The sequence below is a fragment of the Bacillus sp. PK6-16 genome (genome assembly GCF_056530295.1).
Map to the genome: position 1 here is coordinate 1595043 of NZ_CP096511.1, position 18652 is coordinate 1613694.

Genomic DNA, 18652 nt, shown 5'->3' on the forward strand with positions numbered 1-18652 from the left:
TCGTAGAATAAAATCCCTCACCTAACTCGAGGTGAGGGGTTTTACTGCGTGTAAGAGTAAAATGAAGAGGTGCAAATAAATGAAACAAAGTATGGTATTCAGTCCTACATTACGTGAAGTTCCAGCTGATGCTGAAATTAAGAGTCATCAGCTATTACTTCGTGCAGGTTTTATGCGTCAAAATGCTTCTGGTATTTATAGCTTTCTACCATTTGGATTAAAAGTATTACACAAAGTAGAACGTATCGTTCGAGAAGAAATGGAGCGCGCAGGAGCTGTAGAATTATTAATGCCAGCTATGCAAGCTGCGGAATTGTGGCAAGAATCAGGTCGTTGGTATTCTTACGGATCTGAATTAATGCGTATGAAAGATCGTAATGCTCGTGAATTCGCATTAGGAGCGACACATGAGGAAGTAATTACGGATCTTGTGCGTGATGAAGTGAAATCATATAAAAAATTACCGTTAACATTATACCAAATTCAAACAAAATTCCGTGATGAGCAAAGACCTCGTTTCGGCTTATTACGTGGAAGAGAGTTTCTAATGAAAGATGCATACTCTTTCCATGCTACACAAGAGAGCTTAGATGAAGTATACGATCGTTTATATAAAGCATACTCTAACATTTTTGCTCGCTGTGGCTTGAATTTCCGTGCAGTTATTGCTGATTCTGGAGCAATGGGCGGAAAAGATACACATGAATTTATGGTATTATCTGATGTTGGTGAAGATACAATTGCATACTCTGACACATCTGATTATGCAGCAAACATCGAAATGGCTCCTGTTGTAGCTACGTATACGAAGAGTGACGAAGCAGAAAAAGCACTTGAAAAAGTAGCAACACCAGACCAAAAAGCAATTGAAGAAGTATCTGCATTCTTAAACATTGCAGCTGACAAGTGCATTAAGTCTATGGTGTTTAAAGTAGATGAGAAATTAGTAGTGGTACTTGTTCGTGGTGATCACGAAGTAAACGATGTGAAAGTGAAAAATGTATACGGCGCTTCAGTTGTTGAGCTTGCTTCTCATGAAGAAGTAAAAGCATTATTAAATTGTGAAGTTGGTTCATTAGGACCGATTAATGTAACAGGTGATATCGAAATTATTGCTGATCATGCTGTAGCATCAATTGTTAACGGATGTTCAGGAGCGAATGAAGAAGGATTCCATTATGTAAATGTAAATCCAGAACGTGACTTTAAAGTAAGTCAATATACAGATTTACGCTTCATCCAAGAAGGAGACCAATCTCCAGATGGAAACGGAACAATTCTTTTTGCACGCGGAATTGAAGTTGGTCATGTATTCAAATTAGGAACTCGTTATAGTGAAGCAATGAACGCAACATTCCTAGATGAAAACGGAAAAACACAACCACTTATTATGGGTTGTTACGGTATCGGTGTATCTCGTACAGTGGCAGCAATTGCAGAGCAGTTTAACGATGAGAACGGCTTAGTTTGGCCAAAAGCTGTAGCACCGTTCCATGTGCATGTAATTCCAGTAAATATGAAATCGGATGCACAACGTGAAATGGGTGAAAATATCTACAACTCATTACAAGAACAAGGCTATGAAGTGTTATTAGACGATCGTGCAGAACGTGCAGGTGTTAAATTTGCAGATGCAGATTTATTCGGTCTTCCAGTTCGTGTTACAGTTGGTAAAAAAGCAGACGAAGGTATTGTAGAAGTGAAAGTACGTGCTACAGGTGAGTCTGAAGAAGTAAACGTAGAAGAACTTCAAACATATATTGCAAATATTTTAAAATAAGAAGAGGTACCTCGTAATGGGGTACCTTCTCTTTCTTTGTAAACGTATTTTGTAAAAGAAGAGGTGAGAAATCTTTCTTTGTGGTACGTTTCAATTTATAATAGCAAATGGAAGGAGAGTGCTTATGTCTTTAACAAATGAACAACAAGAGCGATTTCAAATTTTGCTCCAGCAGTTGCAAATACCAGACGACCTTATAAATCAATATTTACAAGGCGGTGGTATTGAAAGGCTCGTTATTGATAAAGCGAATAAAAGTTGGCATTTTGATTTACAAGTGCCACGTATTTTGCCTACAGAATTATATGAATTGCTAGAAACAAAGCTTAAGCAATCATTTTCTCATATTGCAAGAACAACATTTGCATTAGAAACAGAGAATAAACAATTTACAGAAGAAGAAGTGAGGGCGTATTGGCCGCTTTGTACGGAACGAATTACATTTTCACCTATGTTCGCATACTTAAAGAAGCAGCTTCCGCAGGTGAATGGAGTGAAGTTGCTAATAAATGTGAATAACGAGCTGGAGTCTACTGCTTTAAAGAAAAACGTTGCGAAACCAGTAGGGGATCAATACGAAGTTTTTGGATTCCCGCGTTTTCAGTTAGACACACATATACAGCAAAATACAGAAGAAATGCAAAAATTTCGTGAACAAACGCAGCAAGAAGACCGCGAGCGTGTTATACAAGCTATGGAAGAAATGGCGAAGAAGCAAGCTGAAGAAAGCAGCGTTGTGTATGAAGGACCGATTACACTCGGGTATCTTATTAAGCCAGATGAAGAGATTACACCGATGCGAGAAATTCAAGATGAAGAAAGAAGAAAAACGGTTCAAGGATATGTCTTCCATGTAGAAACAAAAGAGCTTCGTAGTGGACGTACGTTATTAACTTTAAAAATAACGGATTATACGGATTCTATTATGATCAAAATGTTCTCGCGTGACAAAGAAGATATTCCAATGCTGCAATCCTTGAAAAAAGGAATGTGGGTGAAAGCGCGTGGTTCTGTTCAAAACGATACATTCGTTCGAGATTTAGTAATGATTGCAAATGATATTAATGAAATAACAGGACCGTCTCGTAAAGATAAAGCACCAGAAGGCGAAAAACGAGTAGAGCTGCATCTCCATACTCCGATGAGTCAAATGGACGCTGTCACTCCAGTTTCTAAGCTTGTTGCTCAAGCTGGTAAATGGGGACATGAGGCTATTGCGGTTACAGACCATGCCGTGGCTCAGTCTTTCCCAGAGGCGTATTCTGCGGGGAAGAAGGCTGGAGTTAAAGTTATATATGGTGTAGAAGCAAATCTAGTTAATGATGGTGTACCGATAGCGTATAACGAAGCGCATCGTTTACTTGCAGAGGAAACGTATGTTGTTTTCGACGTTGAGACGACAGGTTTATCAGCTGTATACGATACAGTCATTGAGTTGGCTGCCGTAAAAGTAAAGGGTGGCGAAATTATTGATCGCTTTGAATCTTTCGCAAATCCACATCAACCATTATCAGCGACGATTATTGAATTGACAGGTATTACAGATGATATGTTAACTGATGCACCTGAAGTGGACGAAGTGTTTAAAAAGTTTGAGGAATGGATGGGCGACCATACACTTGTTGCCCATAACGCGAGCTTTGATATGGGCTTTATTAACGTAGGTTTTAAAAAGGCTGGACTAGAAAAAACGAATAACCCCGTTATTGATACGTTAGAACTTGCACGATTCTTATTCCCAGAAATGAAAAATCATCGATTAAATACGATGTGTAAAAAACTTGATATTGAATTAACACAACATCACCGTGCGATTTATGATACAGAAGCGACGGGATATTTACTTGTGAAAATGTTGAAAGACGTAATTGAAAAGGGATTTGAATATCACGATCAATTAAATGATAGCATGGGACAAGGGGATGCGTATAAGCGTGGCCGTCCAAGTCATATGACGTTACTTGCCACATCAGATGTTGGATTGAAAAATTTATATAAACTTGTTTCATATTCTCACCTTAATTACTTTTACCGTGTACCACGTGTGCCGAGGTCACTATTAAAAAAATACCGTGAAGGAATTTTAGTAGGAACGGCTTGTGATAAAGGTGAAGTGTTCGAGGCAATGATGCAAAAGGCACCTGAAGAGGTAGAAGAAATTGCCCAGTTCTATGATTACATTGAAGTAATGCCTCCAGAGGTGTTGCGTCATTTAGTAGAACGTGAACTTGTTCGAGACGAAGGTCAATTAAAAACAATTATTTCTAACTTAGTAAAACTAGGTGAGACGTTAGATAAACCAGTTGTTGCTACAGGAAACGTGCATTATTTAGATCCTGAGGATGCAATGTATCGTAAAATTTTAGTCAGTTCGCAGGGCGGAGCCAATCCGTTAAATCGACATTCATTACCGCCAGTACATTTCCGTACAACTGATGAAATGTTAGAATGTTTTTCATTCTTAGGTGAAGACAAAGCGAAAGAAGTTGTTGTAACAAATACACAAAAGATTGCGTCATTAATTGGTGATGTGCATCCAGTAAAAGACGATCTATACACACCGAAAATTGAAGGTGCTGATGATGAAACGCGTGATATGAGTTATAAAATGGCGCGTAGCATTTATGGTGAAGAGCTACCGGAAATTGTAGAAGCACGTTTAGAAAAAGAATTAAAAAGTATTATTGGGCATGGATTCGCCGTAATTTATTTAATTTCACATAAGCTTGTGAAAAAATCGTTAGTAGACGGATATCTAGTAGGTTCGCGTGGATCGGTAGGGTCATCATTTGTTGCAACGATGATGGAAATTACAGAAGTAAACCCATTACCACCACACTATGTATGTCCGAAGTGTAAGCAATCAGAATTCTTTAATGATGGTTCTGTAGGTTCTGGTTTTGACTTACCAGATAAAGAATGCCCTGCTTGTAATATTCCATATGTAAAAGATGGACATGACATTCCGTTCGAAACGTTCCTTGGATTTAAAGGAGATAAGGTACCCGATATCGATTTGAACTTCTCCGGGGAATACCAACCACGTGCCCATAACTATACGAAAGTACTGTTCGGTGAAGACTATGTATATCGTGCAGGAACGATTGGTACAGTTGCGGAAAAAACTGCTTACGGATATGTAAAAGGTTATGCAAATGATCATAACTTAACGATTCGAAATGCAGAGATTGATCGCTTAGTAGCAGGGTGTACCGGTGTAAAACGTACAACAGGACAGCATCCAGGCGGTATTATCGTTGTGCCAGATTACATGGATATCTTTGATTTCTCACCAATACAGTATCCAGCTGATTCAATTGGTGCTGAATGGAGAACAACGCATTTTGATTTCCACTCGATTCATGATAATTTATTGAAACTTGATATACTAGGACACGATGATCCGACCGTTATTCGTATGTTACAAGATTTAAGTGGTATTGATCCGAAAACAATCCCAACGGATGATCCAGAAGTAATGAAAATTTTCTCTGGTCCAGAATCGTTAGGGGTAACGGAAGAACAAATTAACTGTAAAACAGGTACACTTGGTATACCAGAGTTTGGTACAAAATTCGTAAGACAGATGTTAGAAGAGACAAAACCGACGACATTCTCAGAGTTAGTCCAAATTTCTGGACTATCACATGGTACTGACGTATGGCTTGGTAATGCAAACGAGTTAATTTATAACGGTACATGTACGCTGAGCGAAGTTATCGGTTGTCGTGATGACATCATGGTATATTTAATCTATCAAGGTCTAGATCCATCATTAGCCTTCAAAATCATGGAGTCGGTTCGTAAAGGTAAAGGTGTACCGGAAGAATGGGAAGAAGACATGAAAAATAATAATGTACCAGGTTGGTATATTGATTCATGTAAGAAGATTAAATACATGTTCCCTAAAGCCCATGCGGCTGCTTACGTACTTATGGCTGTACGTATCGCATACTTTAAAGTACATTTTGCACTGTTATTCTATGCCGCATATTTTACAGTTCGTGCAGATGATTTTGATGTAGAGGCAATGGCGAAAGGTTCAGCATCTATACGTGCAAGAATTGATGAAATTGCTCAAAAGGGACTCGATGCTGCGCCGAAAGAGAAGAGTTTATTAACGGTACTAGAAATGACACTTGAAATGTGTGAGCGTGGATACTCATTCCAAAAGGTGGATTTATACCGCTCACATGCAACAGAATTTATTATTGATGGAGATACATTAATCCCTCCATTTAATGCAGTACCTGGTCTTGGCACAAATGCAGCTTTAAGTATTGTAGAAGCACGTAAAAATGGAGACTTCTTATCAAAAGAAGACTTGCAACAGCGAAGTAAGGTTTCGAAAACCATTATTGAGTATTTAGATAGCCAAGGTTGTTTAGGAGACTTACCGGATCAAAACCAGTTATCACTGTTCTAGTAGGTAGGAAAAGTCTTTGCAAATCAACATTTCCTATGATATACTATTAACCGAGATAACCATGTCATGTATATTGTGTAAAGAAAAGAGTGGGGAAACCCACTCTTTCGTGTTACTATCTATGTTTTATCTACGTAGATAGGTAAAAGATTTCTGTCGTATATACATATTTTGTTACAAGTTTTACTTCTTAAATTTGGTAATACTAAGACAGATAATCCCTGCTGAACAGCAGGGGCTTTTGTTAGCTAACGAGAAAGAATAAGATAGACCGTTTTTAAATTGGCGGGGTCTTCTTCTTTTAAATGGTACATGACGGCAGGAAGGAGGCTGTTTATGGATAAGAAAGTCACAGAAGTTGTAGAAGCATTTGCGCAGCCGATCGTTGAAGAGTTAAATCTTGAACTTGTAGATGTAGAGTATGTGAAAGAAGGACAAGACTGGTTCTTACGCGTATTCATCGATTCTGAAAAGGGAGTCGACATTGAAGAATGCGGTGCGGTAAGTGAACGTTTAAGCGAAGCTTTAGATAAAGAGGACCCAATTCCTCATCTTTACTTTTTGGATGTATCATCTCCTGGAGCGGAACGCCCATTAAAGAAAGAAAAAGACTTCCAGCAAGCGGTAGGAAAACAAGTGGCAATTAAAACATATGAGCCGATTGATGGTGAAAAGATGTTTGAAGGAAAGCTGCTTTCTTACGATGGTACAACAATAACATTATTATTAACAATTAAAACACGTAAAAAAGAAATCCAAATTTCGATGGATAAAGTCGCAAATGCGCGACTTGCTGTTACGTTTTAGTTAGAAGGGGGATCTTCATGAGCACTGAGTTATTAGATGCTTTGCTCGTATTAGAATCTGAAAAAGGCATTAGCAAAGACATTATTATTGATGCGATTGAAGCAGCTTTAATCTCTGCTTATAAGCGCAATTTTAATCAAGCACAAAACGTTCGTGTGAGCTTTAACCCAGAAGTGGGAACAATTCAAGTTTTAGCACGTAAAGACGTAGTAGACAATGTGTTTGATCCACGTCTTGAAATTTCTGTAGAGGAAGCAAGACAAATTAATCCAAACTATCAAGATGGTGACGTACTAGAAATTGAAGTAACACCAAAAGACTTTGGTCGTATTGCAGCACAAACTGCAAAACAAGTTGTAACACAACGAGTGCGTGAAGCAGAGCGCGGTGTTATTTACTCTGAGTTTAGTGACCGTGAAGAAGATATTATGGTAGGTATTGTACAACGTCAAGATGCTCGTTTCATCTATGTAAGCTTAGGAAAAGTAGAAGCTTTATTACCTGTAAGTGAGCAAATGCCTAATGAGCAATACAAACCACATGATCGTATTCGCGTATTCATTACGAAAGTAGAAAAAACGACAAAAGGACCACAAATTTACGTATCACGTACACATCCTGGTCTTTTAAAACGTTTATTCGAAATGGAAGTTCCTGAAATCTATGATGGAACTGTAGAAATTCGTTCTGTAGCACGTGAAGCTGGCGATCGCTCTAAGATCTCTGTATATGCAGAGAACACTGATGTTGATCCAGTTGGTTCTTGTGTAGGACCAAAAGGGCAACGTGTACAACGCATTGTAGACGAATTAAAAGGTGAAAAAATTGACATCGTTCGCTGGTCAAATGATCCAGTTGAATATGTTGCAAATGCATTAAGCCCATCACAAGTTGTTAAAGTACTTGTAGATGAAGAAGAAAAAGCGACAACAGTAGTTGTTCCAGACCACCAGCTATCATTAGCTATCGGTAAGCGTGGACAAAATGCACGTCTTGCAGCTAAATTAACAGGCTGGAAAATTGACATTAAGAGTGAGTCTGATGCGAAACAACTTGGTATTGTAACAGAAGAAGATAGCGTAATCGCATTTGGATTCGATTCAGTGGAAGACGAAATCGAATAGAGGTGATGAGTATGAGCAATCGAAAAGTTCCGTTACGAAAATGTGTTGCAACGCAAGAAATGAAATCAAAACGAGAGCTCGTTCGCATTGTTCGTTCCAAAGAGGGAGAAGTGTCCATTGATTTAACTGGGAAAAAATCAGGACGAGGTGCTTACTTGTCGAAGGACAAGGAGAGCATTCTTCAAGCTCAAAAGAAAAATGTTTTGGAACATCATCTAAAAGCGAAAATCGACGGTTCTTTATATGAAGAGCTTCTTGAGCTTGTTGAGAAGGAGTCGAAATAAGTGTCCGATTGGAAATCGTTTTTAGGACTAGCAAACCGGGCTCGGAAAATTATTTCGGGTGAAGAACTCGTTTTAAAAGAAGTACGAAGTGGCAAAGCAAAACTTGTATTGCTATCTGAAGATGCGTCAGTAAATACTACAAAACGCATCACAGATAAAACTACGTACTACAACGTACCAATGAGAAAGGTCGAAAATCGACAACAATTAGGGCATGCGATTGGGAGAGATGAGCGAGTCGTTGTAGCTGTGTTAGATGAAGGCTTTGCGAAAAAGCTGCGTAGCATGCTCGATACAAATTACCGGGGGTGAAGGTATGAGTAAAATTCGAGTGCATGAATATGCAAAAAAACATAATATCTCAAGTAAAGATCTTATGACAAAACTAAAAGAAATGAATATCGAGGTTTCGAATCATATGACAATGTTAGACGATGAAGTAGTAAATAAATTAGATAATGAATATCAAACTGAAAAACCTTCTGTTGCAGATGAGTTTGAAGTAGAAGAAAAAGTTGTTCGCAGTAAAAAGAACAGCAATAAGAAAAAGAAAAAAGGCAAAGGGAACGAAGACAAACGTCAAGAGAACTTTGCTGGTAGACAACAAACTCAAATTGTAGAAACACCAGATAAAATTACTTTCTCTGGAAGCCTTACAGTAGGAGATCTTGCTAAAAAATTAAGCAAAGAGCCATCTGAAATTATTAAGAAGCTCTTCATGCTTGGAATTATGGCAACAATTAACCAAGACTTGGATAAAGATACAATTGAGTTAATTGCTAACGACTACGGTATTGAAGTAGAAGAAGAAGTAATTGTGAGCGAGACTGAGTTTGAAACATTCATTGATGAGCAAGATGATGAAGAGAACTTAAAAGAACGTCCAGCTGTAGTTACAATCATGGGACACGTTGACCACGGTAAAACAACATTACTGGATTCTATTCGTAACTCAAAAGTAACTGCAGGCGAAGCGGGTGGAATTACTCAGCATATCGGTGCATATCAAGTTGAAGTAAACGATAAGAAGATTACATTCTTAGATACACCTGGTCACGCAGCATTTACAACGATGCGTGCTCGTGGTGCACAAGTAACGGATATTACAATCCTTGTTGTTGCAGCGGATGACGGTGTTATGCCACAAACGGTTGAAGCAATTAACCATGCGAAGGCAGCAGGAGTACCAATTATTGTTGCTGTGAATAAAATGGATAAACCAGCTGCAAACCCTGATCGCGTAATGCAAGAACTAACAGAATATGAATTAGTTCCAGAAGCTTGGGGCGGAGATACTATTTTCGTACCAATTTCTGCAATTCAAGGCGAAGGCATTGACAACTTACTAGAAATGATCCTTCTTGTAAGTGAAGTAGAAGAATATAAAGCAAATCCAAACCGCTATGCAACTGGTACAGTAATCGAAGCACAGCTTGATAAAGGTAAAGGAACTATCGCGACATTACTTGTTCAAAACGGTACGCTTCGAGTTGGAGATCCAATCGTTGTTGGAACTTCATTCGGACGTGTTCGTGCAATGGTAAGTGATATTGGTCGTCGTGTAAAAGTTGCTGGTCCATCAACTCCTGTTGAAATTACTGGTTTAAACGAAGTACCACAGGCTGGAGATCGTTTCATGGCATTCGCTGATGAGAAGAAAGCTCGTCAAATTGGTGAATCACGTGCACAAGAAGCTTTAGTTGCACAACGTGGTGAGAAATCTAAATTAAGCCTTGAAGATTTATTCCAACAAATCCAAGAGGGCGATGTAAAAGAAATTAACTTAATCGTAAAAGCAGACGTACAAGGTTCTGTTGAAGCGATGGCAGCATCACTTCGTAAAATTGATGTTGAAGGTGTAAAAGTTAAAATCATTCACACTGGTGTAGGTGCGATTACAGAATCTGATATCATTTTAGCTTCTGCATCTAATGCAATTGTAATTGGATTTAACGTACGTCCAGATGTGAACGCGAAGCGTACAGCTGAATTAGAGAACGTTGATATTCGTTTACACCGTATTATTTATAAAGTAATCGAAGAGATTGAAGCAGCGATGCAAGGTATGCTTGATCCAGAATTCGAAGAAAAAGTAATCGGTCAAGCAGAAGTTCGTCAAACGTTTAAAGTAACAAAAGTTGGAACAATCGCAGGTTGTTACGTAACAGACGGTAAAATTACGCGTGATAGTGGCGTACGTATTATCCGTGACGGCGTAGTAATTTTCGAAGGACAACTTGATACGTTAAAACGTTTCAAAGACGACGTAAAAGAAGTTGCACAAAACTATGAGTGTGGTATTACAATTGAGAGATATAATGATCTTAAAGAAGGGGACATCATTGAAGCGTACATTATGGAAGAAGTGAAGCGATGATTATCGCTTCACTCTCATTCGAGTGTATGATTTACGATGTGCATTCTTTAAAAGAGAAACGTGCAATTTTACAACGTGTGTTAACTCGTGTGAAACAGCGCTATAATGTAGCTGTTTCTGAAGTTGGGCATCAAGATGTATGGCAACGTACAGAAATTGCAATTGTTTCCGTATCCTCAAATCGTGTTATCTGTGAAAAAGAAATGAATCGTGTACTTGAGTACATCGATTCATTTCCTGAAATTGAACGTACAATAACACATTTGGAATGGTATTGAATGAGGTGAAGAGTTATGAAATTACGTGCGAACCGTGTGGGCGAGCAAATGAAAAAAGAATTAGGCGATATTATCAGTCGTAAAATTAAAGACCCACGTATTGGATTTGTTACAGTAACAGATGTACAAGTGAGTGGTGATTTACAAATTGCTAAAGTATATATTTCCGTTTTAGGTGACGAAGAACAGAAAGAAAATACTTTAAAAGGTTTAGCGAAGGCAAAAGGCTTTATTCGTTCAGAAATTGGCCAACGTATTCGTCTTCGTAAAACACCGGAAATTACCTTTGAGTTTGATGAGTCTATCGGATATGGTCATCGAATTGATACACTTTTACATGAAATTAATAAAGACGGTAAACGTGAAGAATAATGGATAGACATTTGTCTATCCATTTTTTCAATGCAAAATAAGTTTTGGATATTTAATACGAAAGAATTATGATGAGGTGAACATATATGGAAGGTGTAGTATTATTACATAAGCCAAAAGGCATGACATCACATGATTGTGTATTTAAATTAAGAAAGATATTGCGAGAAAAGAGAATTGGTCATACGGGAACATTAGATCCAGATGTAACAGGAGTATTACCTATTTGTGTGGGACGAGCAACGAAAATTGCACAATTTTTAACAAGTGAAACGAAAACATATGAAGGTGAAGTAACATTAGGGTTTTCAACGACAACTGAAGACGCTTCTGGTGAGGTTGTTGAAACGAAAAATGTAGATCGTACTATTACTCGTATGGAAGTAGAGAAAGCCCTTGCGGAATTAACAGGCACGATTGAACAAATGCCACCAATGTTCTCGGCTGTAAAAGTAAACGGGAAAAAATTATATGAATATGCAAGAGCAGGACAAGAGGTGGAACGTCCAGTTCGTACAATTACAATTCATGAATTCGTATTACTTGATGATCGTGAAGTTTTTGAAGGTGAAAATATTTCATTCCGTTTCCGTGTAACGTGTAGTAAAGGAACATATGTAAGAACATTAGCTGTAATGATCGGGGAGAAACTTGGTTTCCCATCACATATGTCTCACCTTGTAAGAACGGCATCTGGTGAATTTTTATTAGAAGATTGCATATCATTTGAAGAAATTGAAGAAAACGTGCAAAATGGAACAGTAGAGTCTATCTTCATTTCAATTGATGAAGCATTAAGTAAGTTTCCAAAAATGGTTGTAGATGAAAAGCAAGCAGAGAAAATAAAGAATGGTATGTTCTTAAAGAATGAATTAGAAATAACAGCACCATTTATTACAGTGTTTGATAAAAATGATCGTTGCTTAGCAATTTATGAACATCATCCGAAACATCCTGGCATGTTAAAGCCGATGAAAGTACTTGTGAATAATCAAGAACTAAAGCTATAATGAATTATTGGAAGGATTATTACAGAAAAAGGTGAATTCAAGCGTGAAACTTATTCATTTAACTCATCCACATGAACAAAATAAATTAGAATTACCACCTACTGTAATGGCATTAGGATTTTTTGATGGCATTCATTTAGGACATCAATGTGTAATTCGAACTGCGAAAAAAATAGCGGACGAACGAGGATATAAAAGTGCAGTTATGACATTTCATCCTCATCCATCTGTTGTTTTAGGGAAAAAGGATGCGCATGTGGAGTATATTACACCAATGCGCGATAAAGAAAAAATAGTCGAAAGCTTAGGAATCGATATATTATATGTGATTAAATTTGATGAATCATTTGCAGGGTTATTACCGCAACAATTTGTAGATGATTATATTATTGGTTTAAATGTAAAGCATGTAGTAGCAGGGTTTGATTATTCATATGGACGTTTAGGAAAAGGAAAGATGGAGACTTTACCATTTCATGCAAGAGGGGAGTTTACACAGACTGTGATTGAAAAAGTTGAATTTCAAGAAGAGAAAGTAAGTTCTACAGCATTACGAAAGTTAATTCGAAATGGCGAAATGGAGCAAATTCCATCTATTTTAGGTAGAGCCTATACTGTAGCGGGAACAGTTATACACGGCGACAAACGTGGGCGTCAAATTGGTTTTCCAACAGCTAATGTAGGTTTAAGTGATGAGTATTTATTGCCACCTGTAGGTGTTTATGCAGTGAGATTAAAAGTTCACGATGAATGGTACGATGGTGTATGTAATATTGGATATAAACCGACTTTTAAAGAAGATGAGCGTCAATTATCAATTGAAGTGCACTTATTTGAATTTAACAAAGATATATACGATCAAAATGTTACAGTAGAGTGGCATATGCGTATAAGAGCAGAAAAGAAATTCAACGGTATTGATGAGTTAGTTGAACAAATCGCAAAAGATAAGAAAACAGCACAAGAATATTTTATGAGCGAAAAGAATATACTTGCTTTTTCAAATGAAAAGTAGTATTCTATGTTATGTACTTTATGACAACCATTGCTTGGCATTGCGACTCACCGACGCTTGCTAGGTAATTGGGGGTTTAATTAATAGGAGGTGAAATAGGATGGCTTTAACACAAGAACGTAAAAATGAAATCATTGCACAATTTAGAACTCATGAGACTGATACTGGTTCTCCAGAGGTTCAAATTGCTGTCCTAACGGAGCAAATTAACACTCTAAACGAGCACTTACGTACTCACAAGAAAGATCATCATTCACGTCGTGGTCTATTAAAGATGGTTGGTAAACGTCGTAACTTACTAACTTACCTTCGTAATAGCGATATCACACGTTACCGTGAATTAATCACAAAGCTTGGCTTACGTCGATAGTCAAAAAAGCGGGAATATTCCCGCTTTTTTGTTAGGTAAAAATATATCTTCTACGCTTTATAGCTTACTTAATTTTAGGCAATACTAGAGGTAGAATATTGTGATATACTATCCATTTACATAGAAGAATTGAATACTTTAAATTGAGAGGGGTACTTAAATGAGTCAAGAAAAGCAAGTCTTCTCGATAGATTTAGCTGGTCGCCAGCTAACAGTTGAAACTGGTCAGCTTGCAAAACAAGCGAACGGAGCAGTATTAGTAAGATATGGCGATACAGCGGTTCTATCTACAGCAACTGCATCAAAAGAAGCAAAAAATGTAGATTTCTTCCCACTTACAGTAAACTATGAAGAGCGTTTATATGCAGTCGGAAAAATTCCTGGCGGTTTTATTAAGCGTGAAGGTCGTCCAAGTGAAAAAGCAATTTTGGCAAGTCGTTTAATCGACCGTCCAATTCGTCCGCTATTCGCAGATGGCTTCCGTAACGAAGTACAAGTTGTCAGCATTGTAATGAGTGTTGATCAAGATTGTTCTTCTGAAATGGCAGCTATGCTTGGTTCTTCATTAGCGTTATCGATTTCAGATATTCCATTTGAAGGTCCAATCGCTGGTGCGACAGTTGGCCGTATTAATGGCGAATTCGTTATTAACCCAACAGTAGAACAGCAAGAACAAAGTGATATCCACTTAGTTGTAGCTGGTACGAAAGATGCGATTAACATGGTTGAAGCAGGAGCAGATCAAGTACCTGAAGAAACAATGTTAGAAGCAATTATGTTTGGTCATGACGAAATTAAACGTCTAATTGCATTCCAAGAAGAGATTGTACAAGCTGTAGGTAAAGAGAAATCACAAGTGAAACTTTATGAAGTTGACGCTGATCTTAACCAAGCTGTACGTGAAATGGCTGAAGAAGATATGCATTCAGCAATTCAAGTACATGAGAAACATGCACGTGAAGATGCAATTAACGAAGTGAAAAAGCGTGTTATTGAGCATTACGAAGCGCAGGAAGCTGACGCTGATACATTAGGACAAGTAAATGAGATTTTATATAAAATTGTAAAAGAAGAAGTACGTCGTCTTATTACAGTTGAAAAAATCCGTCCAGATGGCCGTAAAGGTGACGAAATCCGTCCGTTAGCATCAGAGGTTGGTATTTTATCTCGTACACACGGTTCTGGTTTGTTCACTCGTGGACAAACACAAGCATTAAGTATTTGTACATTAGGTGCATTAGGCGATGTGCAAATTTTAGATGGTCTTGGTGTAGAAGAATCAAAACGCTTTATGCACCATTACAATTTCCCATCATTTAGTGTTGGTGAAACAAGACCAATGCGTGGACCAGGTCGTCGTGAAATCGGTCACGGTGCACTAGGAGAACGCGCACTTGAGCCTGTAATTCCATCTGAAAAAGATTTCCCATACACAGTACGTCTTGTATCTGAAGTTTTAGAATCAAATGGTTCTACTTCACAAGCAAGTATTTGTGGTAGTACTTTAGCAATGATGGATGCTGGTGTTCCACTTAAAGCTCCAGTTGCAGGTATTGCAATGGGTCTAGTTAAAACTGGTGAGCATTACACAATTTTATCTGATATTCAAGGTATGGAAGATCATTTAGGTGATATGGACTTTAAAGTAGCAGGTACAGCACAAGGTGTAACTGCACTACAAATGGACATTAAAATCGATGGTCTATCTCGTGAAATTTTAGAAGAGGCATTACAACAAGCGAAAGTTGGTCGTGTGCACATTCTAAATCATATGTTATCTGTTATTCCAGAGCCACGCACTGAATTATCAGCGTACGCTCCAAAGATTATTACAATGACAATTAATCCAGATAAAATCCGTGACGTTATCGGACCGAGCGGTAAACAAATCAATAAAATTATTGAAGAAACTGGCGTTAAAATTGACATCGAGCAAGATGGCACAGTATTCATTTCTTCAATAAACCAAGAAATGAACGACAAAGCTAAGAAAATTATCGAAGATATCGTTCGCGAAGTACAAGTAGGTGAAATCTACGAAGGAAAAGTGAAACGTGTTGAGAAATTCGGTGCTTTCGTTGAATTATTCAGCGGTAAAGATGGATTAGTTCACATTTCTGAACTTGCACTTGAGCGTGTAGGTAAAGTAGAAGACGTTGTAAAAATCGGTGACGTAATTACGGTTAAAGTTATCGAGATTGACAAGCAAGGTCGCGTAAATCTATCTAGAAAAGTATTGCTAAAAGAAGAGCAAGAAAAAGAAGCTGCTAAAGAAGAAAACAAACAAGAGCAGCAATAAGTAAAAGCCAGTTTAACTGGCTTTTTTTGTTATGTAAAAAACATGATGTTCAATATATTTTTATGTCGGTATAGGTATAGTTTTCATTATAACGCTCAAATTAACAAAGATAAGAAGAAAATGTTTTTATATAGTTAATTTGGGAGGGTTTATATGAAAGTTCGTATATTGGCATACATATGTATATTTTCTTTATATGTCAGTTTAGGCTCTTATTCTGTTTTTGCGCAAGATAACTTGCATGAAGAAATTCAAAAGCATGCAAAACAGTATGAGATTGCACCTCAAAATGCGATGATTGATAAAATATGGAAGGCAACACCTGGATATAATGGAAGACAAGTGGATATTGAAGCATCGTATAATAATATGAAGAAGCTAAAGGAATTTGATCAAAAATATCTTGAATTCAAAGAAGTCTCACCGAGTGTTCATTTAGAAGATTTATCACCAGCTCCAATTTATAGAGGGCATCCAAATAAAAAGATGGTAGGATTAACAATAAATGTGGCATGGGGAAATGAGTATTTGCCTCGCATATTAGAGATATTGAAAAAGCATGATGTGAAGGCCACTTTCTTTTTAGAAGGACGTTGGGTGAAAGAAAATTTGCGATTTGCAAAAATGATTGTCGATGCAAAACAAGAAGTTGGAAATCACTCATACACACATCCAAATATGAAAACGTTATCGTCTGATGAAATACGAGAGCAGTTACAAAAAACAAATCGAATGATAGAAGTAGTAACGAATCAAAAAGTAAGATGGTTTGCCCCGCCGAGTGGAAGTTTTCGAGATGAAGTCGTAAAGATTGCAGATGATTTTCAAATGGGAACGATTATGTGGACTGTAGATACGATTGATTGGAAGCGACCTGAGCCGGATGTACTATTGCAGAGAGTAATGAGAAAAATACATCCAGGTGCTATCATATTAATGCATCCTACTTCGTCTACAGCAGAGGCTTTAGATATAATGATTACAAAATTGAAGGAACAAGGATATAAAGTGGGGAATATAACTGAATTACTGGATGAAAAACGTGTGGATTAAATACATTTGCATGACATTCATCCTTAAACTTGTTATCATTAAATAATAGCGTTTTATTTAGAGAAACTGGCAGTAGGAGGAAAGTTTTTGATTAAAAAATATACTTGTAAAAATGGTGTAAGAATAGTTATGGAGAATATACCAACTGTAAGATCGGTTGCAATTGGTATTTGGATCCATGCGGGATCAAGAAATGAAAATGAAAAAAATAATGGGATTTCTCACTTTTTAGAGCATATGTTCTTTAAAGGGACAGAAACACGTAGTGCACGAGAGATTGCAGAATCATTTGATAGCATTGGTGGTCAAGTGAATGCATTTACTTCAAAAGAATATACATGTTACTATGCAAAAGTATTAGATGAGCATGCTAAATATGCTTTAGATGTTTTAGCAGATATGTTCTTTAATTCAACATTTGATGAGGAAGAACTGAAAAAAGAGAAGAATGTCGTATGTGAAGAAATTAAAATGTACGAAGATGCTCCAGATGATATTGTGCATGATATGTTAACGAAAGCAACATATGAAACGCATCCACTTGGATATCCTATTTTAGGAACAGAAGAAACGCTTAATACGTTTACAGGTGATACGTTACGTCAATATATAAAAGATCATTATACACCTGAAAATGTAGTTGTATCAATCGCAGGAAATATTGATGAAGCATTTTTACAAACAGTGGAGCAATATTTCGGTAGTTATGAAGGAACAACAAACCGTGAACAAGTACATAGCCCAATTTTCCATTTCAATAAGGTAGCCCGTAAAAAAGAAACGGAACAAGCTCATTTATGTCTAGGATATAAAGGCTTACAAATGGGACACGAAGATATTTATAACTTAATTGTATTAAATAATGTTTTAGGCGGTAGCATGAGTAGCCGTTTATTCCAAGAAGTACGTGAGCAACGTGGATTAGCTTACTCAGTATTTTCTTACCACTCTTCTTATGAAGATACAGGCATGTTAACACTTTACGGTGGAACAGGTAGCCAACAATTAGATACATTGTATGAAACAATGCAAGAAACATTAGAGACATTGAAAAATACAGGTATTACAGAAAAAGAGCTTATGAATAGTAAAGAGCAATTAAAAGGAAACTTAATGTTAAGTTTAGAAAGTACAAATAGCCGTATGAGCCGTAACGGTAAAAATGAATTGCTTCTTCGTAAACATCGTTCACTTGATGAGATTATTGAAAGTGTAAACACTGTAACAAAAGAAAATGTGGACGGATTAATTCGCAATATGTTTACTGACGAGTTCTCTGCGGCACTTATTAGTCCAGACGGAAAACTTCCAAAAGGAATAAAACTATAATCAATTTTTACGATGTATAAAAAATAACCTTCTCTCTTTTTAAATGAGAGAAGGTTATTTTTTTTATACATATAGAATAGGTACTAATTATAGACAATGCAAATGAAAAATTCATTAGGGGAGTGGAG

Annotated in this window: 15 protein-coding genes; all 15 read left to right on the forward strand. The window is 37.2% G+C overall.

Annotated features, from left to right (window positions below; translation table 11 throughout):
* The first annotated feature begins 79 nt into the window (after positions 1–79).
* The 15 genes from M1D66_RS08365 (at position 80) to M1D66_RS08435 (ending at position 18524) form a co-directional block, all read left to right on the forward strand.
* A complete protein-coding gene (locus M1D66_RS08365) occupies positions 80–1780 on the forward strand; it encodes a proline--tRNA ligase (protein WP_000814300.1) in 1701 nt (566 codons plus the stop codon).
* Positions 1781–1904: 124 nt separating this feature from the next.
* Positions 1905–6206, forward strand: a complete 4302-nt coding sequence (locus M1D66_RS08370; RefSeq protein ID WP_000060005.1) for a PolC-type DNA polymerase III — start codon at positions 1905–1907, stop codon at positions 6204–6206.
* Between the two features lie 336 nt (positions 6207–6542).
* Entirely contained in the window at positions 6543–7013 is a 471-nt protein-coding gene (gene rimP, locus M1D66_RS08375) for a ribosome maturation factor RimP (protein ID WP_000359096.1), read from the forward strand.
* Between the two features lie 17 nt (positions 7014–7030).
* Positions 7031–8137 (forward strand): transcription termination factor NusA, encoded by a 1107-nt coding sequence (nusA, locus tag M1D66_RS08380; protein ID WP_000102604.1) that lies wholly within the window; start codon positions 7031–7033, stop codon positions 8135–8137.
* An 11-nt stretch (positions 8138–8148) separates the two neighbouring features.
* Positions 8149–8421 carry an RNase P modulator RnpM gene (rnpM, locus tag M1D66_RS08385; RefSeq protein ID WP_000071127.1) on the forward strand — a complete coding sequence of 91 codons (273 nt, stop codon included), beginning with the start codon at positions 8149–8151 and terminating at the stop codon, positions 8419–8421.
* On the forward strand, positions 8422–8733 hold the full coding sequence (locus M1D66_RS08390; protein WP_001286523.1) for a YlxQ family RNA-binding protein: 312 nt from the start codon (positions 8422–8424) through the stop codon (positions 8731–8733).
* Positions 8734–8737: 4 nt separating this feature from the next.
* Positions 8738–10798: a translation initiation factor IF-2 gene (infB, locus tag M1D66_RS08395; protein WP_000036343.1), complete on the forward strand. Its 2061-nt coding sequence runs from the start codon at positions 8738–8740 to the stop codon at positions 10796–10798.
* On the forward strand, positions 10795–11076 hold the full coding sequence (locus M1D66_RS08400; protein ID WP_000582363.1) for a DUF503 domain-containing protein: 282 nt from the start codon (positions 10795–10797) through the stop codon (positions 11074–11076). Before infB ends, M1D66_RS08400 begins: the two co-directional genes overlap by 4 nt.
* Before the next feature lie 15 nt (positions 11077–11091).
* Entirely contained in the window at positions 11092–11448 is a 357-nt protein-coding gene (gene rbfA / locus M1D66_RS08405; RefSeq protein WP_000776437.1) for a 30S ribosome-binding factor RbfA, read from the forward strand.
* Between the two features lie 86 nt (positions 11449–11534).
* Entirely contained in the window at positions 11535–12458 is a 924-nt protein-coding gene (gene truB, locus M1D66_RS08410; RefSeq protein ID WP_000399350.1) for a tRNA pseudouridine(55) synthase TruB, read from the forward strand.
* 43 nt (positions 12459–12501) lie between these two features.
* On the forward strand, positions 12502–13473 hold the full coding sequence (ribF, locus tag M1D66_RS08415; RefSeq protein WP_000766706.1) for a bifunctional riboflavin kinase/FAD synthetase: 972 nt from the start codon (positions 12502–12504) through the stop codon (positions 13471–13473).
* 100 nt (positions 13474–13573) lie between these two features.
* Complete coding sequence (gene rpsO, locus M1D66_RS08420) at positions 13574–13843, forward strand: 30S ribosomal protein S15 (protein ID WP_001229392.1); 270 nt, start codon at positions 13574–13576, stop codon at positions 13841–13843.
* A gap of 160 nt (positions 13844–14003) precedes the next feature.
* A complete protein-coding gene (gene pnp / locus M1D66_RS08425) occupies positions 14004–16142 on the forward strand; it encodes a polyribonucleotide nucleotidyltransferase (protein WP_242555100.1) in 2139 nt (712 codons plus the stop codon).
* Positions 16143–16295: 153 nt separating this feature from the next.
* Entirely contained in the window at positions 16296–17195 is a 900-nt protein-coding gene (locus tag M1D66_RS08430; protein ID WP_000868224.1) for a polysaccharide deacetylase family protein, read from the forward strand.
* 87 nt (positions 17196–17282) lie between these two features.
* On the forward strand, positions 17283–18524 hold the full coding sequence (locus tag M1D66_RS08435; RefSeq protein WP_000592996.1) for a M16 family metallopeptidase: 1242 nt from the start codon (positions 17283–17285) through the stop codon (positions 18522–18524).
* Positions 18525–18652 lie beyond the last annotated feature (128 nt).